A 24,933-nucleotide genomic window follows, 5' to 3' on the forward strand; every position below is an offset into this window, starting at 1 on the left:
GGGAGCCGCCATGAACTTCCTCCACACCCTCACCGGTTCCTTCGCACAGCCCGCCGCCGAGAACCCGACGGTCGCCATGATCGAGGCCGCCTACCGGCACCACGGCATGGAATGGCGCTACGTCAACTGCGAGGTGCCGCCCGAGCGGCTGGCCGACGCGGTGCGCGGCGCCCGCGCCATGGGCTGGGCCGGGTTCAACTGCTCGCTGCCGCACAAGGTGACGGTGATCGAGCACCTCGATGGCCTGGCACCGTCGGCGCAGATCATCGGCGCGGTCAACACCGTGGTGCTGCAGGGGGACCTGCTGGTGGGCGAGAACACCGACGGCCAGGGCTTCGTCGAAGCGCTGCGCCCGGTATGCACCATCGAAGGCCAGCGCGTGCTGCTGTTCGGCGCCGGTGGCGCGGCGCGCGCGGTGGCGGTGGAACTGGCGCTGGCCGGCGCGGCCCACATCACCGTGGTCAACCGGGGCCGGCTGCGCGGCCAGGAGCTGGCCGACCTGATCGCGGCCAGGACCGGCGCCACCGCCGAATACCTGCACTGGCAGCCGACCATGCAGATTCCCACGGGCACCGGCATCGTGGTCAACGCCACCTCCATCGGCTTGTTCCCGAATGTGGACGACCAGCTCGACATCGACTGGAGCACCCTGCGCCCCGGCATGGTGGTGGCCGACGCCATCCCCAACCCGCCGCGCACCCACCTCATCCGCACCGCCGAAGCCGCCGGCTGCACCGTGCTCGACGGCCTGGGCATGCTGGTGAACCAGGGCGCGGTGGCGATCCGGCTCTGGAGCGGGGTGGATGTGGACCGGGGGGTGATGCGGCGGGAGCTGGAGCGGGTGTTGCTTTAGGATGCCAGCTTGGGCTTTCAGTGGACGCCGACTGTCTACATTAATTGATAATGCCGGCGCTTGCCTTGGGTCTGGTTTTAGTCATTTGTGATTGTGGCTTTGACTGGTTGTTTAATTTTTCGGAACTTCCTTTCAGATGATTTCATATTCTCGTATTTTGATGAGGTTGGTGTTGATCTTTGGGGCTGGATTTTTCTCTGGGTGTGCTGCCTACAACACTGAGATGAGAAATTCATCGGGAGAGGTTTCTTATTGTCAGAATGTAGGCTGGGGGTGGTTAGGGGCTCCAATTGCAGTAATCAATCAGCATCGGTGTGAGTCGGCGATGAGGGAGCGAGGGTTCGCTCCGGTAAGTGATGTTTCGGCTCAACCAGCTCGCCAGGCCGCAGCATTGGATATATCGGGCGGAAGGCCTGAGCAACAAGGCGCTTCAAAATCAGGTGGGCAGCCCCAACTTCGGGAGCTTAAGATTCCTGATCCTTGGTCCAAAATGACGATTCCAGATGCGAAAGTTCGCAGTGGTGCTGTTTTATGGGCAAAAAGGCAAAGTCCTGATGTCTATCTGGCGGTTTCTGTGCTTTCTAATTCGGTGGAAATTAATGTTGTTGATCAGCTGAAGTTGCAGCAGCAAGCGATGGTGGCTAAGGTGGCAGCGCCGAATCTATTTCCGATATCGGAATTCGAAGTTGCTGGTATTCGTGGAAATTTTGTACATGTTGTGGGTGTGCCGTCTGGCTCGAAAGAACCTGTCAGGTTTACAACCTACGTCTTTCTCAAGGGCTCCAATATTTATCGCGTGGAAATTTCTCATCTGGAACGGGATTTTTTCTCAAATCGTGATGGTGTTCGTGATGTTGTTGATTTGATTGTGAAGGAAATTTGATGGCTTTTAGACTGTTCTTGGTTTTTATGCTTGCCGTGACGCTTGCGGGATGTGCAAGAAACAGACTCCCAAAGCCAGTAGGTGTTCCTGAGTTTGTCACTCATAGCTACCAAATTTCAGCGAAAAACAATGCTGGTGCTCCGGTGGAAGGGGTTCGGTTTCATGCAGTCAAAACTGATCTCGCAACCGTCTTTACGCATGATGATCCTGTGCGAGTGCATGAAACCGTAGTTACGGACTCGAATGGCATTGCTAATGTTTCCTTGCGAGTCCAGCTTGGTCAGCATTGGAAAGGGGGGTATTACGAGGCTGACAATGAGCCAGAAATCGTGCGTCAAGCTTTTCCGCATGGTGGTAAGGATGTTTGGGGTTATTTCTCAGAAATACGAGGGGAAGAGGTTTTTGCAACTAAGTTCTCCTCTGGTGTAAATGTTCGAGAAACCATCCCAACTGATGTTCTGGTAAGAACGCCTGCATCTCATGGGGGCTCTGCGGAACATGTTTATCGCTTTCAAGCTGTAGACGTCGCCGGTAACCCCATCGAAGGTGCTCGGGTTGCACTAACGGTTGCCGACTACGCCAGAACCAATGGAGAGGGAGGGAAAGTAAAAGAAAAGAACAAGGTTTTTGAGTGTCTTAGTGATGCTCTAGGATTCTGTGTGTTGCGAGTCCCAGTGGAGTTTGGGGCGTACTATTCCTATGATTTTCCCAGTGATTCTGCTTATAAACCTTTTGACTGGCTCTACAAGTCGAATTTGAAGGGTTTGTATTTTGGCTATTTCTCGGGTGGCGGCGCTTCCGCTGGTATGCCAGGATTTTTCGAGTCTGATGTGTCAAAGGTTACGCGGGCAACATATTCAGGAGCCGAGCCTGATGGCGATGTATTAAAAATTGCTGTCCCTCGCCCTTCTGACTACTTTTGCAAAATTTTAAAGGAGTCGGAATCTCAAGTATTTGCGCGGAACCTTGATTCTTGGGTTCGGGCCATTCGATTGAGTAGCTGGGCGCGGAAATCTGATTTGAGTGAGATATGTAGAGAGAGTTTCAAGGGGCGGCAGCATGTTTCATTAACTTTGGAGCATAATGTTAAATACAACGAGCTGAAACTGAATAACTATGGAATTGGTGTTTTGGTCTTTGATGAGGTGGTGCGCAAAATGCTGAAAACTTTGGTTTCTGCATCCGGGGCGCTGCCGGTTGATGGCTTCAAGATAAGTGTAAAAACCCAAAAATCAAACTTTGCTGATAATTTCTCTCCGGCTGAATGGTTGACGTATGATTTTTACTTTCCTAAATCGCTTGTTGCCAAGTATGTTGAGGCTGATGTTTCAGGGCAGGCATTGGTCAATGGATCAATCGTTTTGCTGAATGGCGAGAGAATTGATCTTGACTTGAAGTAAATCGAGTTGCTTGATGCGGTTGAATGCCATGTGAAGCTGTAGCTTTGAAAAATATGTCTGCAGTCTCTTGGAGTTCAACCGCAGGAAGAGCCCTTTGGGCGAAAGATGAAATTGCCCCGCATCCTCCTCCTCGAAGACGAACCCGCCATCGCCGACACGCTGCTCTACGCACTGCGCAGCGAGGGCTTCGAGGTTGTTCACGTCACCCTGGCGCGCGAAGCGCTGGCCGCGTTTGCGCAGCACCCGCCCGACCTCGCGATCCTCGACGTCGGCGTGCCCGACGGCAACGGCTTCGATGTCTGTCGCGCCATCCGAAGAACGAGCGAGCTGCCCATCGTCTTCCTCACCGCGCGCAGCGAGGAGATCGATCGTGTGCTCGGGCTGGAGCTGGGCGCGGACGACTACGTGAGCAAGCCGTTTTCGCCACGCGAGGTCTGCGCGCGGGTCAAGGCGATCCTGCGGCGCACGGCGAACGGCAAGGCGGCGGAGCAGGGCGCTGCGCCGGCCACCGCCGGGGCTGCCGCGCTCCGCCTGGACGAGACGGCGCAGCGCATCGCTTGCGGCGGCGGCTACCTCGCGCTCACGCGCTACGAGTTCCTGCTGCTGGCGACGCTGTTGCGGCGCCCAGGCCGCATCTTCTCGCGCGCCGAGCTGATGGATCTGGTCTGGGCCGATGCGCCCGACACGCTGGACCGCACGGTCGACGCCCACATCAAGCTGCTGCGCGCCAAGCTGCGCGAGCGCGGCCTCTCGCCCGACCTGATCCAGACGCACCGGAACATGGGCTACTCCCTCACGCTGTCGGCCTGAATCCATGCGCATCGGCCTGCGTCTGCTGTTCGCCTTCTTCCTGGTGCTCGGCCTGGCGCTGTTTGTCGTGCTGCGTGTCTTCATCGAGGAGGTCAAGCCCGGCACGCGGCTGGCGATGGAGGACAGCCTGGTGGACGCGGCGAACGCGCTGGCGCTGGTGGCGGCGCCGGACCTGAAGGCCGGCACCATCGCCAGCGGCTCCTTTGCGCAGGCGCTGTCGGCGCTGCCCTCGGTGGACCCGGGCGCGACCATCTGGGGCTTTCGCAAGTCGCGCATCGACTACCGCATCACCGTCACCGACGCGCGCGGCATCGTGGTGTTCGACAGCCGCGGGCAGGATCTGGGCAAGGACCATTCGCAGTGGAACGACGTGCTGCGCACGCTGCGCGGCGAGTACGGCGCGCGCTCCAGCGGCGAGAGCGAATACGACGCCGACCGCACCGTGATGCATGTGGCGGCGCCTGTGAAGGACGGCCAGCGCATCATCGGCGTGCTCACCGTCTCGCGCCCGAACCAGACGCTGGAGCCCTACATCCAGCGCAGCCGCGACCGCATCCTCAACTGGTCCTGGGTGCTGCTGGGCTTGTCGCTGGCAATCGGCCTGCTGTTCACCTGGTGGATCGCGAGCTCGCTCTCGCGCCTGCGCGGCTACGCCAACGCCGTGGCGCGCGGCGAACGCGCCGAGCTGCCGCGCATGGGCCGGCTCTCGGGCAACACCGAGTTCGCCGACCTCGCGCAGGCGGTCGAGCGCATGCGCCTGAAGCTCGAAGACAAGGCCTACGTCGAGAACTATGTGCACACGCTGACGCACGAGCTCAAGAGCCCGCTGGCGGCGATCCGCGGTGCAGCCGAGCTGCTGCAGGAGCCCATGCCCGAGGCCGACCGCGAGCGCTTCGCCGGCAACATCCAGCGCCAGACCGAGCGCCTGCAGCAGCTGATCGACCGGCTGCTGGCGCTGGCCGACGTGGAGCAGCTGCGGCAGCTGCGCAAGGTGGAGCCGGTGGACCTGGCGGTGCTCACGCGCGAGCTGCTGCACACCGCCGAACCGACGCTGCGGCGCAAGAACCTGCGGCTGCAGACCACGCTGGACGAGGGCGCCATGGTGCGTGGCGACCGCTTCCTGATCGCGCAGGCGCTGCAGAACCTGCTGGACAACGCCATCGACTTTTCACCGCAGGGCGGCGCGCTGGTGGTGGCAGCCAGGCGCGTGGACGGGCTGGTGGAGTGGTCGGTGCGCGACGAGGGGCCGGGCGTGCCCGACTACGCGGCCGACAGGATCTTCGACCGCTTCTATTCGCTGCCGCGCGCCGACACGCAGGAAAAAAGTTCGGGCCTGGGCCTGTGCCTTGTCAAGGAGGTCAGTGAGCTGCACGGAGGCGCGCTGCGCATTGACAACGTGGCCGACCCGCGCGGCTGCCGCGCGAGCTGGACACTGCCAGCCTGACGCGCCGCGCCCCCGTGCCTCAGCGGCCGGCCCGCGCGGTCGCGTCGAAGATGAAGCAGGTGGTGGTGGCGTGGGCGTAGAGCTTGCCGTCGGGTCCGACGATGCGGGCCTCGGCGGTGGCCATCTGCCGCCCGCTGTGGATCACCTTGCCAATGGCGCGCAGCGGCCCCGTCCTGTCGCTCGCGGCGCGCACGATGTTCAGGCCGAGCTCGGCGGTGGTGTAGCCGGTGCCGGCGGGCAGCTTGGTCTGCACCGCACAGCCCAGCGCCGAGTCCAGCAGGGTGGCGTACCAGCCGCCGTGCACCGTGCCCAGCGGGTTGTAGTGTTTGAACTGCGGTTCACCCTGGAACACCGCGTGACCGTCGCCCACTTCGATCAGGTAGAAGCCCAGGGTCTCGCTGATGGGCGGGTAGGGCAGCTCGCCGCGCAGCAGCGCCTGCATGATCTCCAGCCCCGTCTTGCCGGCGATCTGTTCCGGCCTTGAAACGCCGGCCCGGCCACCGCCGGCCTCAATGCGCTGCCGCACGGCAGCTTCTTCCTGTTCCCAGCGCAGGCGGATGTTCTCGGTGTCCATGGTGTGTCCTCAAAACAGTTGCATATGCAATTATTGTAGATACAATCAACACATGGCCGCAAGCACCACCCCCAAATCCCTGCCGCAAGGTTGCACCAACCTCAAGCTGCGCCAGTTCATGCGCCGCGTGGCCCAGTTCTACGACGCTGAGATGGCGCAGGTGGGGCTCAAGACCACGCAGTACTCGCTGCTGTCCTATGTCGACAAACTGGGGCCGGTGCGTCCCGGCGAGCTGGCCGAGGGGCTGAAGATGGACGCGTCCACGCTCACGCGCAACCTGCGGCCGCTGGTCGATGCCGGCTGGGTCGTGGTCGCGGCGGGCGAGGACGCGCGCAGCCGCCTGGTGAGCCTCACGCCCGCCGGCCGCGAGAAGCGCGCCGAGGCCAAGCGGCGCTGGAAGGTGGCGCAACTGGGCATCAACCGCCTGCTCGGCGAGGACCAGGTGGTGGCGCTGCACGCGCTGATCGACGCGTCGATGGACAAGCTCGCTCCCGTGGCGGCCAGGGGCGAGGGCGATGAGTGAGCCCGGGGCCAGCGCGCCCAACCCCCTGCTGACCGCGCCCATCCTGCCGCTGCTGCTGAAGTTCGCGCTGCCCAACATGGTGGCCATGCTGGCAACCGCGCTGGCGGCGATCGCCGAGACCGCCTACGTCGGCCGCTTCGGCTCGCCCGCGCTGGCCGGCATGGCGCTGGTGTTCCCCTTCGTGATGTTCCAGATGATGCTGTCGGCCGGTGCCATGGGCGGCGGCGTCTCGTCGGCGGTGAGCCGGGCGCTGGGCGCAGGCGATGCCGCGCGGGCCAACGCGCTGGCGGTGCACGCGGTGTGGATCGCGCTGGCCGCCGGTGTCGTGTACACGGTGGCCATGCTCACGCTCGGCGAAGCCCTGCTGTCGGCGCTGGGAGGGCAGGGCGAGGCGCTGGCGCAGGCCATGGCCTATGGCAACGTGGCCTTCCTGGGCTCGGTGTTCGTCTGGCTGGTGAACACCCTGGCGTCGGTGATCCGCGGCGCGGGCAACATGGCCGCGCCCTCGGTCACGCTGTTTGCCGTGGCGCTGTTGCAGGTGGTGCTGGGTGGAGTGCTCGGGCTGGGCTGGGGGCCGTTCCCGCCGCTGGGCATGGCGGGCGTCGCGGCGGGTGGTGTGGTCGCCTACGGGGCGGGCGCGGCCTGGTTGTGGTGGACTCTCGCTTCGGGCCGGGCGCGCATATCGCTGAACATGCGCGGAACTCGTTTCGAGCGCGCGCTGTTCGCCGACATCCTGCGCGTCGGCGCGGTGGCCTGCATCTCGCCGCTGCAGACCGTGCTGACCATCCTCATCCTCACGCGGCTGGTGGCGCAGTTCGGCACCGACGCGCTGGCCGGCTACGGCATCGGCACGCGGCTCGAATTCCTGCTGGTGCCGGTCGCGTTCGCCATCGGGGTGGCGTCGGTGCCGCTGGTGGGCATGGCGATTGGCGCCGGGCTGGTGGTCCGGGCGCGGCGCGCGGCCTGGACGGCGGCGGGGTTGGCCACCGCCGTGCTCGGCGGGCTGGGCCTGATCGTGACACTCGCGCCCAACCTCTGGACCGGTCTGTTCTCGCAGGACCCGGCGGTGCTGGACGCCGCGGCGGGCTACTTCCGCTGGGCCGGCCCGGTCTACGGCCTGTTCGGCCTGGGCCTGTCGCTGTACTTCTCGTCGCTGGGTGCGGGCAAGGCCGTTGGCCCGGTGCTGGCGGGCACGCTGCGGCTGGTGATGGTGGCCGGCGGCGGCCTGCTGCTGGCGCTGTGGCAGACGCCCACCTGGACCATCTTCGCGCTGCTGTCGGCGGGCATGGCGTTGTATGGCCTCAGCTCGGTGGTCTTCGTTCGCCTCACCCCTTGGGGTGTCGAGAAGGCCTGATCCGTTTCACATTCGCTTCACACAGGCTGCGTGGGCACCGCACAGCCGCTTTGAAGAATCGCTCCGTCCCAACACAAGGAGCGAGAAGTGAACCGGTTTCCCCTGCTGAGCAAGACCGCCGTCATCGGCTTTCTGATGGTCCTGCTGCTGATTCCCCTGGCCATGGTGAGCGACCTGGTCACCGAGCGCACCCAGAACCGCGAACAGGCCACGCGCGAGGTGGCCCGAGCCCACGCCGGCACACAGACCCTCACCGGCCCCGTGCTGCACGTGCCCTACACCGAGACATTCACCCGCAAGGTGGTGGTCGACGTGGCGCGCAACATCGAGCGCGAAGAGACGGTCAAGGAACACCGCGTGGCGACGGTGTTTCCTCAAACCATGGACACACGCAGCCGCCTCACCACCGAGGTGCGCTGGCGCGGCGTGTTTCCGGTCACGGTCTACAACAGCCGCCACGACAGCGCCGGGCGTTTCGTCTGGGACGGCGTGGCACCGCGAGAGAAGGGCGGCCAGATCGCGCTGGGCCGGCCCTGGCTGAACTTCGGCGTGAGCGACCTGCGCGGCCTGCAAGGCCAGCCCGAACTGAAGCTCGCAGGCCAGACCCTGACCATCAGCGCAGCGCCGGCCGATGCGGACCTGCCGCTGCCCCTGGCCGCCGCTCTTGGGGCCGACCTGCTGCAGCCCGGCGCCGCGCTGGACTTCACCCTGGGCATGGACCTGGCCGGCACGGGGCAGATCGGCTTCGTGCCGCTGGCGGATGACAACAAACTCAGCCTGGTCTCGGCCTGGCCGCACCCCACCTTCGGCGGCGACTTCCTGCCGCGCCAGCGCACGGTGAACGCCGACGGCTTCGAGGCGCAATGGAGCGTGCCCGCGCTCTCCACCCAGGCGCAGCAGCAGTTCCTGTCGCAGGGCAAGGAGCGCGTGGCGCTGGACAGCTTCTCGGTCTCGCTGGGCAACCCGGTCGACGTCTACCGCCTGACCGAGCGCGCCACCAAGTACGGCCTGATGTTCATCGTGCTCACCTTCGCCGCCTTCTTCGTGCTGGAGATGGTCAAGCGCTGGCGCATCCACCCCATGCAGTACCTGATGATCGGCGCGGCCCTGGTGCTGTTCTTCCTGCTGCTGCTCTCGCTGTCGGAACAGCTGGGTTTCTTCGTCGCCTACCTGGCCGCCAGCGCCGGCTGCATCGCGCTGCTGACCCACTACCTGCGCCACGTGCTGGGCGGCTGGCGCCCGGCGCTGGGCATCAGCGGCCTGCTGGTGGCGCTCTACGGCGTGCTCTACGGCATCCTGCAGTCGGAGGACAACGCGCTGATGATGGGCTCGCTGCTGCTGTTCGGCGTGCTGGCCGCGGTCATGGTCGCCACCCGCAGGATCGACTGGTACAACGTGATGGGCAGCCGCGAGCAGGCCACCCATGCGTGACGACACCGGCAGGGTCCGGCGACGGGCCGCGATGGTGCTGCTGGCCGGCGCCTGGCTCGGGCGCCGCCTGGGCTCACTCCAGCGGCAGCGCGCCCGTGCACTTGAGCTCGTTCAGGCAGATGCTCGAGCGCACGCCGCTGACGCCGGGCTGCTGCGCCAGCGTGCCGAGCAGGAAGTCGGACAGGCCCTTGAGATCGTGTGCGACCACCTTGCAGACGTAGTCGAAGTCGCCGGTCACCGCGTAGCACTCCAGCACCTGCGGCATCTTGCCGACGGTGCGCTGGAACTTCAGCACCTCCTTGTGCTGTCCGCGCTCCATCGAGATGTGCACGAAGGCGGTCACGCCCAGGCCCAGGCGGTCGGCGTCCAGACGCGCTTCGTAGCGGCGGATCACGCCCATGGCCTCCAGCCGGCGGTGGCGCCGGTTGCACTGCGCCGGTGACAGGTGCACCAGGCCGGCCAGTTCCTGGTTGCTGATGCGGCCGTTGGCCTGCAGCGCGGCCAGGATGCGCCGGTCCAGACGGTCGAGGGTGGCGGCGTGCAAGGAATCCTTGGCGATGTCTTCGTTCATGAAAGGGTCTCTCGTGAAAGCGGGTGATCGTGGGCGCAAACGAGAGCAAATTGTCCGACAGACGGCGCAAACTGCACAGCCCATGGGCCCCGCAGAGCCCCATCACAAGGAGACACCATGACACCGCTGGACGCCGAGTCCCTGAAGCACCACCTTGCCGGCCTGCCCGGCTGGACCCACCACCCCGAGCGCGGCGCGATCTCGCGCAGCTTCCGCTTCGCCAACTTCGCCGAGGCCTTCGGCTTCATGGCACAGATGGCGGCGGTGTCGGAGCGGCTGGACCACCACCCCGAGTGGTTCAACGTCTACAACCGCGTCGACATCACGCTCACCACGCACGACGTCGATGGCCTGTCCGAGCGCGACATCACCTGGGCCAAGGCCGCCGACGGGGCCTATGCGCCGTTCCAGCGCAACGGAGGCTGAGATGCTGGCCGAACCCGTTGCCGCCAAACACGGCCTGGCCGCCGGCGAGGCCGGCCGCCCCGCCAACGCCGACTGGACCATCGACCAGGGCTGGGCCAACTACAGCGCCGCCGAACACGCGACCTGGAAGACCCTGTTCGAGCGCCAGACCAAACTGCTGCCCGGCCGGGCCTGCGACGAATTCGTGCAGGGCATGAAGGACCTGCCCATCGGTGCGGACCAGATCCCCGACTTCCGCCGCCTGTCGGAGGTGCTCATGCAGCGCACCGGTTGGCAGGTGGTGGCGGTGCCGGGCCTGGTGCCCGACGACGTGTTTTTCGAGCACCTGGCCAACCGGCGCTTCCCGGCGGGCCACTTCATCCGCAAGCCGCACGAGCTGGACTACCTTGAAGAGCCCGATGTGTTCCACGACGTGTTCGGCCATGTGCCGATGCTGATGAACCCGGCCATCGCCGACTTCATCCAGGCCTACGGGCAGGGTGGCCTGCGCGCGCAGCAGCTGGGCTGCCTGCCGCAGCTGGCGCGGGTCTACTGGTACACCATCGAGTTCGGGCTGGTGCAGCAGCGCGATGGCCTGCGCATCTACGGCGCGGGCATCGCCTCGTCGTTCACCGAATCGGTGTTCTGCCTCGACAGCCCCTCGCCCAACCGCGTGCGCTTTGATCTGGAGCGCGTGATGCGAACGCACTACCGCATCGACGATTTCCAGGAAAGCTACTTCGTGATCCGCGATCTCGACGAGCTGCTGGACTTCACCCGCGTCGACTTCGCGCCGCTGTACCAGCGCGCCAAGAACGCCCGCGAACTGCAGCCCGGCGACCTGCTGGCCGACGACGTGCTGTTCCAGCGCGGCGATGGCAGCTACCACCGCGCGCGGAACACGGTCACGGGCTGATCAGGCCGGGGACACGAAGGCTTCGGCCACCAGACCGTAGGCGCCCATGCTCGGGAAGCGGCGCGGGTTGCCCAGCACCTTCATGCGCGAAATGCCCAGGTCGCGCAGGATCTGGGCGCCCAGGCCGTAGGTGCGCAGGTCGGCGTCGTTGCCGGGTTCGCTGCGCTGCTTGGCGGCGCGCGGCTGGCTGGCTGCGGCGATCAGGTCCTCGGACGACTCCGTGGGGTTGAGCAGCAGGGCCACGCCCCTGCCCTCGGCCTTGATCGCGCCCAGCGCGGCCTGCAGCGGCCAGGAGTGCGGGCTGCTGGCGGTGTCGAGCCAGTCCATCAGCGACAGCGGCTCGTGCACGCGCACCATCACCTGCTCGTCGGCGGTCCACTGGCCGTAAGTCAGCGCCAGGTGGGCGCCGCCGAACTCGTCCTGGTAGGTGTGCAGGTCGAACTCGCCGTAGGGCGTGGCCACCGGGCGCACCGCCACCTGGCGGACCAGGCGCTCGTTCTGGCTGCGGTAGCGGATCAGGTCGGCAATCGAGCCGAGCTTGATGCCGTGCTGCTTCGCGAATTCCACCAGGTCGGGCAGGCGGGCCATGGTGCCGTCGTCCTTCATGATTTCGCAGATCACCGCCGCCGGCTGCAGGCCGGCGAGCGCAGCGAGGTCGCAGCCCGCCTCGGTGTGCCCGGCGCGCATCAGCACGCCACCCGCAGCGGCGCGCAGCGGGAACACATGGCCCGGCTGCACCAGGTCGGTGGGCGCGCTTTCCTTCGCCACGGCCACCTGGATGGTGCGCGCGCGGTCGGCGGCCGAGATGCCGGTGTCGACGCCGGTCGCGGCTTCAATCGAGACGGTGAACGCGGTGCTGTGCTTGGTGCCATTGCGCGAGGCCATGGGCGGCAGCTGCAGGAAGTCGCAGCGCTCGGCGGTCAGGGTCAGGCAGATCAGGCCGCGGCAGAAGCGGGCCATGAAGTTGATGGCCTCGGGCGTGATCTTGTCAGCGGCAATGATCACATCGCCTTCGTTTTCGCGGTTCTCGTCGTCGACGAGCACGACCATGCGGCCGGCCGCGATGTCGGCCACGAGTTCGGGGATGGGGGCGAGCTGGAATTCGGACATGGCTTCGGTCGTCGGGGTTGAACGGGTTGAACAAACACCGCTCGCAGGGCGCGACAAAGCCAAGGCAGCCACGGCGCTGCACGAGCGCGTGGCTGGGATTGGTTGCGTGTCTCTTTCATCCGGACTGTGACCGTCGGCCATGGCTTCGGCTTTGCGTGGGCATCGCCTTCCATGTCTGCTGACCCTGCCGGCATGAGCCAGCAGGCGCTCGCGGGCTCCCTCGGCCGAAGCCTCGGACACCGCCGGTGGGGAGTTTCACCCCGCCCTGAGAACGTCGAGGTGAATTATGCCCGCGGCTACCATTGCCCGCATGAACCGACTCGACACCGAACACCAGCGACTCTTCGCCTCCGACCCCGACGCCACTGCCGAAGGCCGGCTGCGCCACCTCGTGCTGGCCGTCTGCGGCCCGGCCGACTGGGCGCCGCTGTCGGCCGTCTGGCGCGGCGTGCAGGCCGACCTGGACCTGCCCGCACCCGCCATCGCGGTCAACGGCGTGGACGCCTTTGAACTCTGGTTTTCGCTCGCCGACCCGGTGCCGATCCACACGGCGGCCGCCTTCCTCGACGGCCTGTGCGACCGCTATCTGGGCGACGTGGTACCCGCTCGCCGGCGCTGCTGGCCGTCGTCCGACCCAGGCCTGCAGGTGGAACCGTCGCGTGTGCCGCAGCTGCAGGCGGAAACCGGCCGCTGGTCGGCTTTCGTTGCACCCGACCTGGCCGCCGTGTTCGGCGACGACCCCTCGCTCGACATCCCGCCGGGCGACGAGGCCCAGGCCGATCTGCTCTCGCGCCTGAAGTCCGTCACCCGCGCCGAGTTCCAGATCGCCCTGGCCCGGCTGACACCCGAGCCCTCGCCGTTCCTGCCGGCGGTGCAGCCGCCTGTGCCCACGGTCGTGACCCCGGCGGCGGCCAGCACGATCCGCCGCCACGACGACCCGCGCCAGTTCCTGCTGGACGTGATGAACGACCCGTCGGTGGCCATGGAGCTGCGCATCAAGGCGGCGAAGGCGCTGCTGTGAAGTGCCCGCGATGACGCTGGCTGTTGACCACCTCTTCCTGCTCATCGAACCCGACGGCCCCGAGATCGAGGCCCTCCGGCATCTCGGCCTGACCGAGACCTACCGCCGTGCGCACCCCGGGCAGGGCACAGCCAACGCCTGTTTCGCCTTCGACAACCTCTACCTCGAACTGCTCTGGCTCACCAGCGAACCCGAGGCGCGCAGCGCGCCCGTCGCTCGCACGCGCCTGTGGGAGCGCAGCCGCTGGAAACAGGAACGCGTCTGCCCGTTCGGCATCGCGGTGCGTGGCGACCTGGCGGGCGCGGGCGTTTCGACCTGGGACTACCGCCCGCCCTACCTGCCCGAGGGCATGGGCATTGCGGTGGCCTGCGCCAGCGACGACCCGGCGTTGCCGATGGTGTTCGTCTCGCCAGGACACCAGAACCCCGCCAATTGGCCGGAGGTGCAGCGGGGTCAACTGCAAAGGGCCGCCGGGTTTGGCAACGTGCTGTCGGTTGAATTTGGTGTCCCCGCGCACGCTGCGTCAGCGCCGCTGCTGCGCGCCTTGGACGGTGCTCGTCCGCCGTTGAGCGCCGTGGCGCCCAGCGACGACCGCCATCACCTGAGGCTCGCGCTGGCCGATGCACAGGGGCGGCAGACCCACACGCTGGACCTGGCCTCCACCAAGCTGGGTTCATGGCGTATCTCACTGATCGACGAGCGCCTGCCCGTACGCTCCTGGCAACGCGCCTGGGCGGTCCTGGGCCTGAGCGCGCCCGAGGGCCTGATGCAGCGTCTGCTGGGTGCCTGGGCCGAGCCGCAGCGCCACTACCACTCGCAGCAGCACCTGCACGAATGCCTGGCCCTGCTGGAACCGGCGCTGGACCTGGCGCAACACCCTGGCGAGGTCGAGCTGGCGCTGTGGTTCCACGACGCCGTCTACGACCCCCAGGGAAAGGGCAACGAAGCCTGCAGCGCCGACTGGGCTTGCGAAGCGCTCGCACAGGCCGGTGCAAGCCACGAGGTGCAGCAGCGGGTGCACGCGCTGATCATGGCCACCTGCCACGATGCCGAGCCCGTGGGCGACGACGCGCGGCTGCTGGTCGACATCGACCTCGCGATCCTGGGCGCCGACCCGGCGCGGTTTGCCGAGTACGACGCGCAGGTGCGCGCCGAGTACCGCTGGGTGCCGGGCTGGCTGTACCGGCGCAAGCGCAGGGAGGTGCTGGCGGGGTTTCTGGCGCGGCCGGCGATCTACGGCACCGAGCGGTTTCGGGAACGCTTCGAGGGGCGGGCACGGGAGAATATGAGGGGTTCGGGGTAGGGCGGCTGGCCGGTTGCGCCCCTTTTCTGCCAGATAGCCGTTCACGACGTGAGTCATTCGCTCATCGAAACGCGGACGGACCGAGGTCTCAGTGGACGGTCGCTGTGTCGGTGCCGTTCGCCGGTTCATTGCCCTGCCCGCGCCGCGCCCGGCCCAGCAGCCCGGAAACTCCAGTAAGCGGGCGACAGGCCGGCCAGACCGGTCGTCGAGGGCGCAGCGACCGGGTGGCTGGTGTCCGTCATGGTCAGGTGGCCCCGGCGACGCGCGATGACGTGCGCTTCAGCGCAGCCGGACCGGCACCCGGCGCCAGCCGCCCAGGGGATAGGTCTCGCGCTCGGGCGAGGCACCGGGCGCGGGATCGATGAGCGCCGTGGCCTTCAACAGTGCCTCCACGGCGACGACCAGTTCCATCGTTGCCAGCGGTCGCCCTGGGCACGCGTGGATGCCGGTGCCATAGACGAGGTTGTGTGGCGCGTTCTGCTCGGGCCGGTAGGCGCCGGGATCGCCGAAGACGGCCTCGTCCCGGTTGGCCGAGGTCCAGTTGAGGTACACGCGGTCGCCGGCGGCGAGTTCATGTTCCCCGATGCGCACGGCATGCGTCGTCACGCGCCGGTTGACGAGGAAGGGGTCGTCGATGCGCAGCATCTCGTCGATCGCCAGCGCAAGGTCCTGGGGGCGGTCCCGCAACGCCTGCTGCACGTCCTGGTGGGTGGCGAGGAACCAGGCGACGACACCCAGGGCCGCCGCCATCGACGCGAGATCACCCGCCGTCCAGTTGCGCAGGATGGAGACGATGTCCGCTTCGCTCAAGGGCTGCCCGTCGAGCGTTGCGGTCAGCAGTGCGGTGGTCGGATCGTCGGAGGTGGCCTGGTCCGGCGTGCGGCGCCTGCGCAGTTGCCTGCGGATGATCTCGTCGAACGCCGCGGCAACGGCGGCGCTGCGCGCGGTGTCGCCGCTGCGCGTGGCGGCGTGGTTCTCGGCCATCCAGGCAAGCAGCTCGTCCTCGATTCCCTGCCACCCCAGCCAGGCCGTCTGCGCCCGAACGGCGAACGGTCGGCCGATCTCGGCGACCGCGTCGACCACGGTGCCGCGCGGCAGCGCTGCCACGAGGGCATCGGCGATCGCGCGCACGCGGGGTTCCAGCGCGGCGATCTGCGCAGGGGCGAAGAAGCTGTCGACCAGTGCCCGCCAGGGGGCGTGTTCGGGCGGATCCATGCCGTTCGGGACTGCGCGCCGCGCCGACACGGCCGACGAGAAGGTCTGCGGGTCGTGTGCCGCCGCGACGACGTCGGCATGCCGGAACAGCGTGACGCCGCGGGGCGACCGGGCCAGCGCACAGGCGATGCGCTGGCGGTCGTAGGTGCCCAGCTGGTCGGCAAGCACCTCGGGTGACAAAGGCTCCCAGGCCGGGATCGCGGCTTGCGGATCATCAACGCGCCGGTTCATGGCGAAAGCGCTTGGCGACGCCTCGGGCGTCGAAGGGGGAGATGGCTGACGGTGACAGGTGAAGATGGGGTTGCGACATCGCGGGATCCTGGGGTCGGGAGAAGGTGGGGAGGTCGGTGTATCGTGTTTAAGATGCATTTGTTATGCATCTATGTTATCGGTCCTCGAACGACAAGGCAATGAAGACCCGTGGCCAGCTCACTCGACCCATCCGGAGCACGCCCAACATGAGGCCCGTCGCGCCGCTGGCGCATCGCCTTGCCGATCTCGGTCAGTGCATCGTCCCCGAGGAGCCGCGAGGCCATCGGAAGCAGTTCGGCCTCCTCACGCGCGATGTGCCGCTCGTACATGCAGATGAACGGCTCGACGTCCGTGGGGTCCAAACTCACCGAGTCGCCCGCCGCGATGGCGTGCAGCACCTCACGCAGGCGCTGCCACCGGAAATGCAGCGCTCGATGTTCGAGCGTCAGCAAATCGATCAGCTCGCGGATGCAGATCGCATCCGAGCCGGCCATCGACTCGATCAGGGCCGGGAACAGGTCCATCTCCTCGTCGGCGTGGTGGTCCCTGGTTGCGGTGTCGAAGCAGCACATCACCGCTGCTGCGGCAGCACGTGCGTCTTCGTCCGGATCGCGCTCGAGCAGATGCGCCACCAGTCGCCGCAACGTGGCGCACTGTCGCTCGACGCGGCGATGGCAGCCCGAAAGCACCTCCAGCGGCGCCTCGAATCCTGAGGCTGCCGCATGGCCGGAGATCGTCATCGACATGGGCGTCGCCTCCTGGCTATGCGTTGTGCCTGGCGGGGAACGGCGGCGTGTGACGGGTGCGCTGATCGGAACCATCGCCCCGGAGCGCCGCGCACTTGATGCGGCTGAGGCAGCGGCGCACGCCGGTCAGGCTGACGAAGCCGTGAGGGCAGGGCTGGTGCAGGGCTTTTTGCATCGATTCGGCGTGGGTCAGCTCAGCATGGTCAGCGCGACGGCCAGACACCCCCAGGCGGCGAGCCCCGCGCCGGCCGCGACCTGCACGACGGCCGCAGCCACGAAGGCCTCGCGGGGGCGGCACATGGCCACGAGCCCGTGGTACGCGATGCCGCAGCTCAACCCGAGACCGGTCAGCAACACCGCCGCAGGCGCTGCCATGCCGGGCAGCGCAAAGCCCGCCGCAGAACCCCACAGCGGCAGCGGCGCCAGCGCGGCGAGCAGGCGCGCCTCGTGCGGCCCGAGAACCATTGCGTACGCGCCTGCGATGTGACGGAACAGCTGGCCGGCCACCGCCACCGAGGCGAACTCCGCCAGCAGGACCAGCAGCGACAGTTCACCCCAGGGATGGCTGCCATCCCTGATGTCGGAAGGGCCGACCGTGCCGGCCAGATAGAGGACCACAGGTGGCAGCAACGCGACGGGCAGCACGATCTGCAGGAACAGGCGCCACCCGGCGGGGCGGGTGCGCAGCAGTTCGGGCCAGCCGCGCTCGGCGGAAAGCGGCAGGGCCGCCAGGGTGTAGAGATTCATCGCGCCGACTGTGAAAATCGCTTGACTATTCTTTCAATAATATCACGACATGATACAAAAGCGCATGCCTTCAAGACCGCCCAAGACACCGCCGGCCAGCTCGTCGAGAGCGCTGGACAAGAGCGACTTCGAGCGCCTGTCGGACTTCCGGCACCGGCTTCGTCAGTTTCTGCGCGCCAGCGAGCTCACCTGCCGCACGCATGGGCTCACGGCGCTGCAGTACCAGCTGTTGCTGCACGTGGCCGGCTTCCCGGGCCGGTCGTGGGCCACGATCGGGGAACTCGCCGAGCGCTTGCAGGCCCAGCACCATGGCGTCGTGGCGCTGGTGGATCGCTGTGCGGCCCTGGGTTGGCTGGCGCGCCGCCCCGGTCGGGAGGATGGCCGTGTGGTCGAGATACATCTGCTGCCCAAGGGCGAGCGACTGCTGGCCAGGGTGGCGAGCCTGCACCGTGACGAACTGCACACGCTGCTCGGCGAGTTCTCGGCCGCAGTGCCGGATCGTCGTGCGCCGTGATCCGGATGCATGTCGGCGAGCCGGTGATGTTCCTTGAGCGGCCGGCGCTGGTGGATGCCGAAGCGGCTGGAGATGCGTTTGTACTGAAGCTCTCGAAGGAGGCTGTCTTCGCCAAAAATGAGCGTTGCGCGCGTTTCAAAGGTACGTGTGTCGTACCGGCCGCTTGTCAGCGCAACATACCGCCCAGCAGCACCCGCGCCGTCGCCACATTCGTCGCACACGGCACGTTGTGCACGTCGCACGCCCGCACCAGGGCGTTGATGTCCGGCTCGTGCGGCTGGGCCGTCATCGGGTCGCGCAGGAAGATCACCGCGTCGATCTCGCCAACCGACAGCCGCGCCCCGATCTGCAGGTCGCCGCCCAGCGGCCCGCTGAGCAGGCGTTCTACTGTCAGGCCCACCTCGTTCTGCAGCCGGCCGCCGGTGGTGCCGGTGGCCATGAGGGTGTGTTGCCGCAGCAGCGGCGCGAACTCGGTGGCCAGGGCCACCATGTCGTCCTTCTTGCGGTCGTGGGCGACGAGGGCGATGCGCATTTACTGCTTTTCCATGGCCTTGGCCATCGTCTTGCCCAGCTCCACACCCCACTGGTCGTAGGCGTTGATGCCCCAGACAGCGGCCTGCACGAACACCTTGTGTTCGTACAGCGCGATCAGTGCGCCCAGGCGGTGCGGGCTGAGCTGGTCGATCCAGAGCACGCTGTTGGGCACGTCGCCGGCAAAGCTGCGTTGGGTCACGAAGGGCTCGGCCTGCTCCATGGTCTGGCCCTCGGCCATCAGGGCCTTGAGCGTGTCGGCGGCGTTGCGGCCCACGGCCAGGGCCTGCGACTGCGCGCGCAGGTTCAGGTTGACCACGCGGTGGTGTTCGGCGGCCAGCGGCAGCGGTGTGTCTTCGGTCTCGACGCCGACGAACTCCACCGGCACGCGGTGCGTGCCCTGGTGCAGCAGCTGGAAGTAGGCGTGCTGCCCGTCGATGCCCAGGCCACCCCAGAGGATGGGGCCGGTGCCGGTGTCGGCGGGCTGGCCGTCCTTGCGGGTGCGCTTGCCGTTGCTTTCCATGTCCATCTGCTGCACGAAAGGCGCAAAGCGCACCAGGCGGCTGGGGTAGCAGCTCAGCAGCTGGGTCGGGCAGTTGAGGAAGTTGCGGTTCCACACGCCGCTCATGGCCAGGATGACGGGCAGGTTCTGCTCCAGCGGGGCCGAGCGGAAGTGCGCGTCCATGGCCTGGCCGCCGGCCAGGAACTCGCGGAAGGCTTTGGGGCCGATGGCCATGGCCAGCGGCATGCCCAGCGCGGACCAGACGGAGTAGCGGCCACCGACCCAGTCCCAGAAGGTGAAGGTGTGCTCGGCCGGGTAACCGGCGGCGCCGGACTTCTGCGGCGCGGCGGTGATGGCGACCAGGTGCGCGCTCTGCGCGGCGCCGCTGATGCCGCCGTCTTCCAGCCAGCGGCGGGCGCTGGCGGCGTTGGTCATGGTCTCCTGCGTGGTGAAGGTCTTGCTGGCGACGATGACCATGGTGGTCTTCGGGTCCAGGCCGCGCAGCGTGCTGTGCAGCGCCCAGGCGTCGGGGTTGCTGACGAAGTGCACGCGCAGGCCGGTCTTGCCGTCGCTGCACAGCGGGGCAAGTGCATCGGCCGCCATGCGCGGGCCGAGGTCCGAGCCGCCGATGCCGATGTTCACCACGTCGGTGAAGGCGGCGCCGGTGCTGCTCTTGACCCCGCCGGCGCGCACGCGGTCGGCGAAGGCGCAGACGCGGTCGAGTTCGTTCTGCACCAGTTGCTGGATCTCGGCGCCCCAGGGCGCCGCGTCACCGGTGGCGCCGGGCGTTCCGCGCAGGGCCACGTGCAGCACCGCGCGCTGTTCGCTGGTGTTGATGGTGTCGCCGCGGAACATGGCGTCGCGCTGGGCTTCGACCTGGGCTTCGCGGGCCAGCTGCAGCAGGGCCGCCAGAATGGCGCCGTCGAAGGCCTGGCGGGTGAAGTCGAGCCGGATGCCGGTGCCGTCGGCGGCGGCCTGCATGGCCTCGCGACCGGGCTGGGCCAGGCGCTCGCGCAGGTGCGGTTGCGGCAGGGCGGCGAACTGGGTGAGCGTCTGCCAGGCGGGCAGGGTGGTGGGGCTGGTCATGGTGGAGGTTCCTCTTCCCTTCAGATGCGCCTGTTTATACCTGCGCCGCGAGCGCGCTCGCTTCGCGGGCGAGGCGCGTGATGCGCGCCCAGTCGCCCGCCGCCAGTGCGTCGGCCGGGGTCAGCCAGCTGCCGCCGGCCATGGCCACGTTGGGCAGCTTGAGGAAATCCTTCAGGTTCTCGGGGCTCACGCCGCCGGTGGGGCAGAACTGCACGTCGGGGATCGGCGCGCCCAGCGCCTTGAGCATGCCCAGGCCGCCGGCCTGCTGCGCGGGGAAGAGCTTCATCAGCGTGAAGCCCTGTTCGCGGCGGTGCATGACCTCGCCGGGCGTCATCACGCCGGGGATGAAGGGCAGGCTGGCGGCCTTGACGGCGCTGACCAGGGCGTCGGTGGCACCGGGCGAGAGCGCAAAGCTCGCGCCCGCGTCGATCACCTGCTGCACCTCGGCCACGCGGGTCACGGTGCCGGCGCCGGTGTGCATCTGCGGCACGGCCTTGGCGACGGCCTCGATCGATTTCAGCGCGGCGTCGGAACGCAGGGTGATCTCCATCACGTCGATGCCGCCTTCGAGCAGGGCGTGCGCCAGCGGCACAGCATGCGCCGGGTCCTGCAGCACGATGACGGGAACGACGCGGGAGGTGAAGGCGGGGCGGGTGAAGCAGTTGGTCATGGTGTGTCCAAGTTCAGCCGAACAGCGGCGAAGCGCCGTTCTCGGGGGTGGAAGCGTGTTGGCGGAACAGGCCGAAGAGTTCGCGGCCGGTGCCGTGGCCGTTGTGGCCCAGGTCGGGGTGGTTCACCGGGCGGGCGGCGAAGGTGGCGGCATCGACCTCCACCTCCAGCACGCCGCGCTCGCAGTCGAGCGTGATCATGTCGCCGTCCTGCACCCGCGCGATGGGGCCATCGGCCAGCGCCTCGGGGCTCAGGTGGATGGCGGCCGGTACCTTGCCGGACGCGCCGCTCATGCGGCCGTCGGTGACGAGGGCGACCTTGAAGCCCTTGTCCTGCAGCACGGCCAGCGGCGGCGTGAGCTTGTGCAGCTCGGGCATGCCGTTGGCACGCGGGCCCTGGTAGCGCACCACGGCGATCAGGTCCTTCTCCAGCTTGCCGGCGTTGAACAGGGCCAGCAGGTCCTGCTGGTCGCTCACCACCACGGCGGGGGCGCGCACCACGCGGTGTTCGGGTGCCACGGCCGAGACCTTGACCACGCTGCGGCCCAGGTTGCCCTGCAGCAGGCGCAGGCCGCCGTCGGCGCTGAAGGGCTCGCTGACCGGGCGCAGCACGGCGGTGTCGGCGCTGGCCGAGGGCACCGGGCGCCAGGCCAGCGTGCCATCGTTCAGCCAGGGTTCTTGCGTGTACGCGGCCAGGCCTTCGCCCATGACCGTCTTCACGTCGCAGTGCAGCAGGCCGTGGGCCAGCAGCTCCTGCATCAGGAAGCCCATGCCGCCCGCGGCGTGGAAGTGGTTCACGTCGGCCTTGCCGTTGGGGTAGACGCGGGCCAGCAGCGGTATCACGCCCGAGAGTTCGGCGAAGTCGTCCCAGTCGATCAGGATGCCGGCGGCGCGCGCCATCGCGATCAGGTGGATGGTGTGGTTGGTCGAACCGCCCGTGGCCAGCAGGCCGACTATGCCGTTGACGATGGTTTTCTCGGTCACGATGTCTGCCAGGCGGATGCGCGGCGCGCCGGTGCGGCCGGTGTTGGCGAAGGCGCGGTCCATCGCGGCCCTGGTCAGCGCCTCGCGCAGTTCCGTGCCCGGGTTGACGAAGGACGACCCCGGCAGGTGCAGGCCCATGATTTCCATCAGCATCTGGTTGCTGTTGGCGGTGCCGTAGAAGGTGCAGGTGCCGGGCGAGTGGTAGGCGGCGGCCTCGCTCTCCAGCAGCGCGTCGCGGCCGACCAGACCCTGCGCGTACTGCTGGCGCACCTTGGCCTTGGCGTCGTTGGATAGGCCGCTGGTCATCGGGCCGGCTGGCACGAACACGGTGGACAGGTGGCCGAACTGCAGTGCGCCCATGAACAGGCCGGGCACGATCTTGTCGCAGACGCCGAGCATCAGCGCGGCGTCGAACACGTTGTGCGAGAGCGCGACGGCGGTGGAGAGCGCGATCACGTCGCGCGAGAACAGCGAGAGCTCCATGCCGGCCGCGCCCTGCGTGACGCCGTCGCACATGGCGGGCACGCCGCCGGCCACCTGGGCCGAGAAGCCGAGCGAGCGGGCGTGCGCGCGCAGCAGCTCGGGGTAGTGCTCATACGGCTGGTGGGCCGAGAGCATGTCGTTGTAGGCGGTGACCACACCCAGGTGCGGCGCCTTCTCGGCGTGGATCTTGAGCTTGTCGCTGGCCGGCAGGGCGGCCGTGGTGTGGGCCATGTTGGCGCAGCCCATGCCGGCGCGCTGGGTGCCGGCCTTGGCCGAGGTCTCGACCGTGTGCAGGTACTGGCCGCGCAGGTCGGACGAACGGTCGGTGATGCGTTGCGTGACGCGGGCGAGGGTGGTGTGCAGGGGGGCGTTCATGGTGGTCATCCCTTCCAGACGCTCACGGGCGTCTGTGTTTGGTTCAGGATCAGCGAGACGGGCAGGGCCCCGTCGGCCTTTTGCGAGGCGCGGTCATACACGGCGAGCTTGGACGCGCCGGCGATGGAGAGCAACAGTTCCCGCGATGCCAGCAGGGCGTGCAGCGTGAACGTGAGGCGCGCGTGTGGCGCGGGAATCGGCGCCTGCTCGGGCACGACCCAGGCCAGGCGCTCGTCGGTGGCGATGGCGCGGGCGTAGCCGGGTGCGCCGGGGAAGAGCGAGGCGGTGTGCGCGTCCTCGCCCATGCCGAGCACGGCCAGGTCCAGCGGCCAGGGCAGGGGGGCGATGCGCGCGGTCGCGTCCTCGACCAGGGCGTCCAGCACCGCGGCGTTGAACTGCGGCGCCAGCTCGCGGAAGAACGGCAGGAAACGGGCCGCGGCGGCCTTCCCCTGCAACAGGTGGCGGGCGACCAGGGCGGTGTTGCTGGCCTCGTGGTCGCGCGGAACGATGCGCTCGTCCACCAGCACGATGCTCACCTTGGACCAGTCCAGGTCCTGCTCGCGCAGGGCTTCGAACATGGGGATCGGCGACTTGCCGCCCGAGACCGCGAGGCTGGCCTGGCCGCGCGCGGCGATGGCGGTGCGCAGCGCGTCGGCGATGTGGGCCGCGATGGCGGCCGGCGTCGCGCCAGGGTGTTCGGTCACGGCCATCAGGCCTCCTCCACCCAGGCCGAACCCTCGCGCGCCATCAGCGCAGAAGAAGCGGCCGGGCCCCAGCTGCCGGCGGTGTAGGCCTTGGGCTTCTCGCCCAGCTGCTGCCAGCCGTCGATGATGGGTTCGACCCAGGCCCAGGCGGCTTCCAGTTCGTCGCGGCGCATGAAGTGCGTCAGGCGGCCCTTGGTGACGTCGATCAGCAGGCGTTCGTAGGCCTCGGCGCGGCGCTCGGTGAAGGCCGATTCGAGGTCCAGGTTCAGGCTCACCGGGCGCAGCTTCATGCCGCTGCCGGGCTCCTTGGCCATCATCTGCAGCTGGATGTGTTCCTCCGGCTGCAGGCGGATCATCAGGCGGTTGACCGACCGGTGGGCCGAGTCGCTGAAGATGGTGAAGGGCAGGTCGGCGAACTCGATCACGATCTCCGACTGGCGTGCGGCCATGCGCTTGCCGGTGCGCAGGAAGATCGGCACGTTGGCCCAGCGCCAGTTGTTGATGTGGGCCTTGAGCGCGACAAAGGTTTCGGTGGTGCTGTCGGCCGGAATGTTGGCTTCCTGCAGGTAGCCCAGGGCGGCCTCGCCGTTGGAGGCGCCGGCGGTGTACTGGCCGCGCACCGTGTCCTTGGCCACGTCGGCCACCGTCATCGGCCGCAGCGAGCGCAGCACCTTGAGCTTCTCGTCGCGCACCGCGTCGGGGTCGAGCGACACGGGGGGCTCCATGGCCACGATGCACAGCAGCTGCAGCAGGTGGTTCTGGATCATGTCGCGCATGGCGCCGGTGCCGTCGTAGAAGCCGGCGCGGCTGCCCACGCCCACGCTCTCGGCCACGGTGATCTGCACGCTCTTGATGTAAGGGCTGCGCCAGAGCGGCTCGAAGATGCTGTTGCCAAAGCGCAGCACCATCAGGTTCTGCACCGTTTCCTTGCCCAGGTAGTGGTCGATGCGGAAGATCTGCTGCTCCTGGAAATACCGGCCCACGTCGTCGTTGATCTGGCGCGCCGAAGCCAGGTCGTGGCCCAGCGGCTTTTCCAGCACCACGCGGGCGCGTTCGTCGATCAGGCCGGCGCCGTGCAGGTTCGCGCAGATGCCCACGAACAGGGACGGCGCGGTGGCCAGGTAGTACACGCGATCGGACCCCGGCTGCATGGCCGCGGCCAGCGCGGCGAAATCCTCTGCCTTGGTGGCGTCGACGCTGGTGAACTGCAGCCGGTCGAGGAAACCGGCCCAGACGCCGTCGTCGAAGTGCTTCTGCTCGATGAAGCCGGGCACCTTCTCGCCGATGAAGGCGAGGAATCCTTTGCGGTCCCAGGTCTGGCGGCCCAGGGCGTGGATGCGGGTGGCGGCCGGCAGGTTGTTGTGCAGGTGGGCCATGTAGAGCGCGGGCAGCAGCTTGCGCACCGACAGGTCGCCCACGCCACCAAAGATGACGAGGTCCAGCGGGGCGGAGGAGGGGGACGGGGAAGTGGCCATGGCTTTACCGGGTTACCGTTGATGGGTGGAGTTTATGGTAATTAAGTTACATG

At 67.5% G+C, this 24,933-nt stretch carries 26 protein-coding genes, 2 pseudogenes and 1 riboswitch; of the genes and pseudogenes, 15 read left to right on the forward strand and 13 right to left on the reverse strand.

Annotated features, from left to right (window positions below; genetic code table 11):
* Positions 1-10: 10 nt before the first annotated feature.
* The 5 genes from aroE to creC all read left to right on the forward strand — a co-directional run bounded on the left by aroE (position 11) and on the right by creC (position 5,390).
* Positions 11-853: a shikimate dehydrogenase gene (gene aroE / locus HPF_RS08720; protein WP_133156351.1), complete on the forward strand. Its 843-nt coding sequence runs from the start codon at positions 11-13 to the stop codon at positions 851-853.
* A 136-nt stretch (positions 854-989) separates the two neighbouring features.
* Positions 990-1,736, forward strand: a complete 747-nt coding sequence (locus HPF_RS08725; protein WP_133156352.1) for a hypothetical protein — start codon at positions 990-992, stop codon at positions 1,734-1,736.
* A complete protein-coding gene (locus tag HPF_RS08730; protein WP_133156353.1) occupies positions 1,736-3,136 on the forward strand; it encodes a hypothetical protein in 1,401 nt (466 codons plus the stop codon). Before HPF_RS08725 ends, HPF_RS08730 begins: the two co-directional genes overlap by 1 nt.
* 105 nt (positions 3,137-3,241) lie before the next feature.
* Positions 3,242-3,946 carry a two-component system response regulator CreB gene (gene creB / locus HPF_RS08735; RefSeq protein ID WP_133156354.1) on the forward strand — a complete coding sequence of 235 codons (705 nt, stop codon included), beginning with the start codon at positions 3,242-3,244 and terminating at the stop codon, positions 3,944-3,946.
* Positions 3,947-3,950: 4 nt separating this feature from the next.
* Positions 3,951-5,390 (forward strand): two-component system sensor histidine kinase CreC, encoded by a 1,440-nt coding sequence (gene creC, locus HPF_RS08740; protein WP_133156355.1) that lies wholly within the window; start codon positions 3,951-3,953, stop codon positions 5,388-5,390.
* 19 nt (positions 5,391-5,409) lie between these two features.
* Here the strand turns inward: creC and HPF_RS08745 are convergent, their stop codons facing one another.
* Positions 5,410-5,964: a PaaI family thioesterase gene (locus HPF_RS08745; protein WP_133156356.1), complete on the reverse strand. Its 555-nt coding sequence runs from the start codon at positions 5,962-5,964 to the stop codon at positions 5,410-5,412.
* Between the two features lie 52 nt (positions 5,965-6,016).
* Between HPF_RS08745 and HPF_RS08750 the strand changes: the two genes are divergently transcribed.
* From HPF_RS08750 to creD, 3 genes are all read left to right on the forward strand, one after another.
* Positions 6,017-6,487: a MarR family winged helix-turn-helix transcriptional regulator gene (locus tag HPF_RS08750; RefSeq protein WP_133156357.1), complete on the forward strand. Its 471-nt coding sequence runs from the start codon at positions 6,017-6,019 to the stop codon at positions 6,485-6,487.
* The gene (locus HPF_RS08755) at positions 6,480-7,841 is read left to right on the forward strand and encodes an MATE family efflux transporter (protein WP_133156358.1); all 1,362 of its coding nucleotides are present in this window, start codon (positions 6,480-6,482) and stop codon (positions 7,839-7,841) included. The genes HPF_RS08750 and HPF_RS08755 overlap by 8 nt, the downstream gene beginning before the upstream one ends.
* 87 nt (positions 7,842-7,928) lie before the next feature.
* Positions 7,929-9,272: a cell envelope integrity protein CreD gene (gene creD / locus HPF_RS08760; RefSeq protein ID WP_165961671.1), complete on the forward strand. Its 1,344-nt coding sequence runs from the start codon at positions 7,929-7,931 to the stop codon at positions 9,270-9,272.
* A 73-nt stretch (positions 9,273-9,345) separates the two neighbouring features.
* On the opposite strand, the gene HPF_RS08765 is transcribed toward creD, so the two are convergent.
* Positions 9,346-9,816 (reverse strand): Lrp/AsnC family transcriptional regulator, encoded by a 471-nt coding sequence (locus HPF_RS08765; RefSeq protein WP_371836589.1) that lies wholly within the window; start codon positions 9,814-9,816, stop codon positions 9,346-9,348.
* Positions 9,817-9,960: 144 nt separating this feature from the next.
* Between HPF_RS08765 and HPF_RS08770 the strand changes: the two genes are divergently transcribed.
* Together HPF_RS08770 and phhA are read left to right on the forward strand one after the other, a co-directional pair.
* Positions 9,961-10,269: a 4a-hydroxytetrahydrobiopterin dehydratase gene (locus tag HPF_RS08770; RefSeq protein ID WP_133156360.1), complete on the forward strand. Its 309-nt coding sequence runs from the start codon at positions 9,961-9,963 to the stop codon at positions 10,267-10,269.
* Positions 10,190-11,164: a phenylalanine 4-monooxygenase gene (gene phhA, locus HPF_RS08775; protein ID WP_424955191.1), complete on the forward strand. Its 975-nt coding sequence runs from the start codon at positions 10,190-10,192 to the stop codon at positions 11,162-11,164. The genes HPF_RS08770 and phhA overlap by 80 nt, the downstream gene beginning before the upstream one ends.
* On the opposite strand, the gene ribBA is transcribed toward phhA, so the two are convergent.
* Positions 11,165-12,274, reverse strand: a complete 1,110-nt coding sequence (ribBA, locus tag HPF_RS08780; RefSeq protein ID WP_066150673.1) for a bifunctional 3,4-dihydroxy-2-butanone-4-phosphate synthase/GTP cyclohydrolase II — start codon at positions 12,272-12,274, stop codon at positions 11,165-11,167.
* Between ribBA and HPF_RS24055 the strand changes: the two genes are divergently transcribed.
* From HPF_RS24055 to HPF_RS23880, 4 genes and pseudogenes are all read left to right on the forward strand, one after another.
* Entirely contained in the window at positions 12,273-12,404 is a 132-nt protein-coding gene (locus tag HPF_RS24055; RefSeq protein WP_256861484.1) for a hypothetical protein, read from the forward strand. The genes ribBA and HPF_RS24055 overlap by 2 nt on opposite strands.
* Positions 12,377-12,551, reverse strand: a riboswitch (FMN riboswitch). Its footprint overlaps the gene before it by 28 nt.
* A 33-nt stretch (positions 12,552-12,584) precedes the next feature.
* Complete coding sequence (locus HPF_RS08785; RefSeq protein WP_133156362.1) at positions 12,585-13,295, forward strand: hypothetical protein; 711 nt, start codon at positions 12,585-12,587, stop codon at positions 13,293-13,295.
* A 10-nt stretch (positions 13,296-13,305) separates the two neighbouring features.
* Positions 13,306-13,575 (forward strand): annotated as a pseudogene (locus HPF_RS23875) (VOC family protein); the annotation flags it as partial.
* Positions 13,576-13,986: 411 nt separating this feature from the next.
* Positions 13,987-14,598, forward strand: a complete 612-nt coding sequence (locus HPF_RS23880) for an HD domain-containing protein (protein ID WP_243721764.1) — start codon at positions 13,987-13,989, stop codon at positions 14,596-14,598.
* 279 nt (positions 14,599-14,877) lie between these two features.
* Here HPF_RS23880 and HPF_RS24135 read toward each other — a convergent pair whose 3' ends face one another.
* From HPF_RS24135 to HPF_RS08805, 4 genes and pseudogenes are all read right to left on the reverse strand, one after another.
* Positions 14,878-16,044: a cytochrome P450 gene (locus HPF_RS24135; protein ID WP_133156364.1), complete on the reverse strand. Its 1,167-nt coding sequence runs from the start codon at positions 16,042-16,044 to the stop codon at positions 14,878-14,880.
* Positions 16,043-16,123 (reverse strand): annotated as a pseudogene (locus tag HPF_RS24195) (DUF2249 domain-containing protein); the annotation flags it as partial. The gene HPF_RS24135 and the pseudogene HPF_RS24195, both read right to left, overlap by 2 nt.
* Positions 16,124-16,193: 70 nt before the next feature.
* A complete protein-coding gene (locus HPF_RS08800; RefSeq protein ID WP_341785653.1) occupies positions 16,194-16,811 on the reverse strand; it encodes a hemerythrin domain-containing protein in 618 nt (205 codons plus the stop codon).
* A gap of 189 nt (positions 16,812-17,000) precedes the next feature.
* Positions 17,001-17,558: a hypothetical protein gene (locus tag HPF_RS08805; protein WP_066150677.1), complete on the reverse strand. Its 558-nt coding sequence runs from the start codon at positions 17,556-17,558 to the stop codon at positions 17,001-17,003.
* 64 nt (positions 17,559-17,622) lie between these two features.
* Between HPF_RS08805 and HPF_RS08810 the strand changes: the two genes are divergently transcribed.
* Positions 17,623-18,072 (forward strand): MarR family winged helix-turn-helix transcriptional regulator, encoded by a 450-nt coding sequence (locus HPF_RS08810; RefSeq protein WP_066150679.1) that lies wholly within the window; start codon positions 17,623-17,625, stop codon positions 18,070-18,072.
* Positions 18,073-18,238: 166 nt separating this feature from the next.
* Here the strand turns inward: HPF_RS08810 and HPF_RS08815 are convergent, their stop codons facing one another.
* Genes HPF_RS08815 through zwf form a run of 6 tightly spaced genes read right to left on the reverse strand, consistent with a single transcriptional unit; the run spans position 18,239 to position 24,880 of the window.
* A complete protein-coding gene (locus tag HPF_RS08815; protein ID WP_066150681.1) occupies positions 18,239-18,604 on the reverse strand; it encodes a methylglyoxal synthase in 366 nt (121 codons plus the stop codon).
* Positions 18,605-20,191: a glucose-6-phosphate isomerase gene (gene pgi, locus HPF_RS08820; RefSeq protein ID WP_133156365.1), complete on the reverse strand. Its 1,587-nt coding sequence runs from the start codon at positions 20,189-20,191 to the stop codon at positions 18,605-18,607.
* 34 nt (positions 20,192-20,225) lie between these two features.
* Complete coding sequence (gene eda, locus HPF_RS08825) at positions 20,226-20,861, reverse strand: bifunctional 4-hydroxy-2-oxoglutarate aldolase/2-dehydro-3-deoxy-phosphogluconate aldolase (protein ID WP_133156366.1); 636 nt, start codon at positions 20,859-20,861, stop codon at positions 20,226-20,228.
* Positions 20,862-20,874: 13 nt separating this feature from the next.
* Positions 20,875-22,701 carry a phosphogluconate dehydratase gene (edd, locus tag HPF_RS08830; RefSeq protein ID WP_133156367.1) on the reverse strand — a complete coding sequence of 609 codons (1,827 nt, stop codon included), beginning with the start codon at positions 22,699-22,701 and terminating at the stop codon, positions 20,875-20,877.
* Between the two features lie 5 nt (positions 22,702-22,706).
* The gene (pgl, locus tag HPF_RS08835; protein ID WP_079365961.1) at positions 22,707-23,411 is read right to left on the reverse strand and encodes a 6-phosphogluconolactonase; all 705 of its coding nucleotides are present in this window, start codon (positions 23,409-23,411) and stop codon (positions 22,707-22,709) included.
* Positions 23,411-24,880: a glucose-6-phosphate dehydrogenase gene (gene zwf / locus HPF_RS08840; RefSeq protein WP_133156368.1), complete on the reverse strand. Its 1,470-nt coding sequence runs from the start codon at positions 24,878-24,880 to the stop codon at positions 23,411-23,413. Before zwf ends, pgl begins: the two co-directional genes overlap by 1 nt.
* Positions 24,881-24,933: the final 53 nt, after the last annotated feature.

The sequence above is a fragment of the Hydrogenophaga pseudoflava genome, assembly GCF_004353865.1.
GTDB classification, from domain to species: domain Bacteria; phylum Pseudomonadota; class Gammaproteobacteria; order Burkholderiales; family Burkholderiaceae_C; genus Hydrogenophaga; species Hydrogenophaga pseudoflava.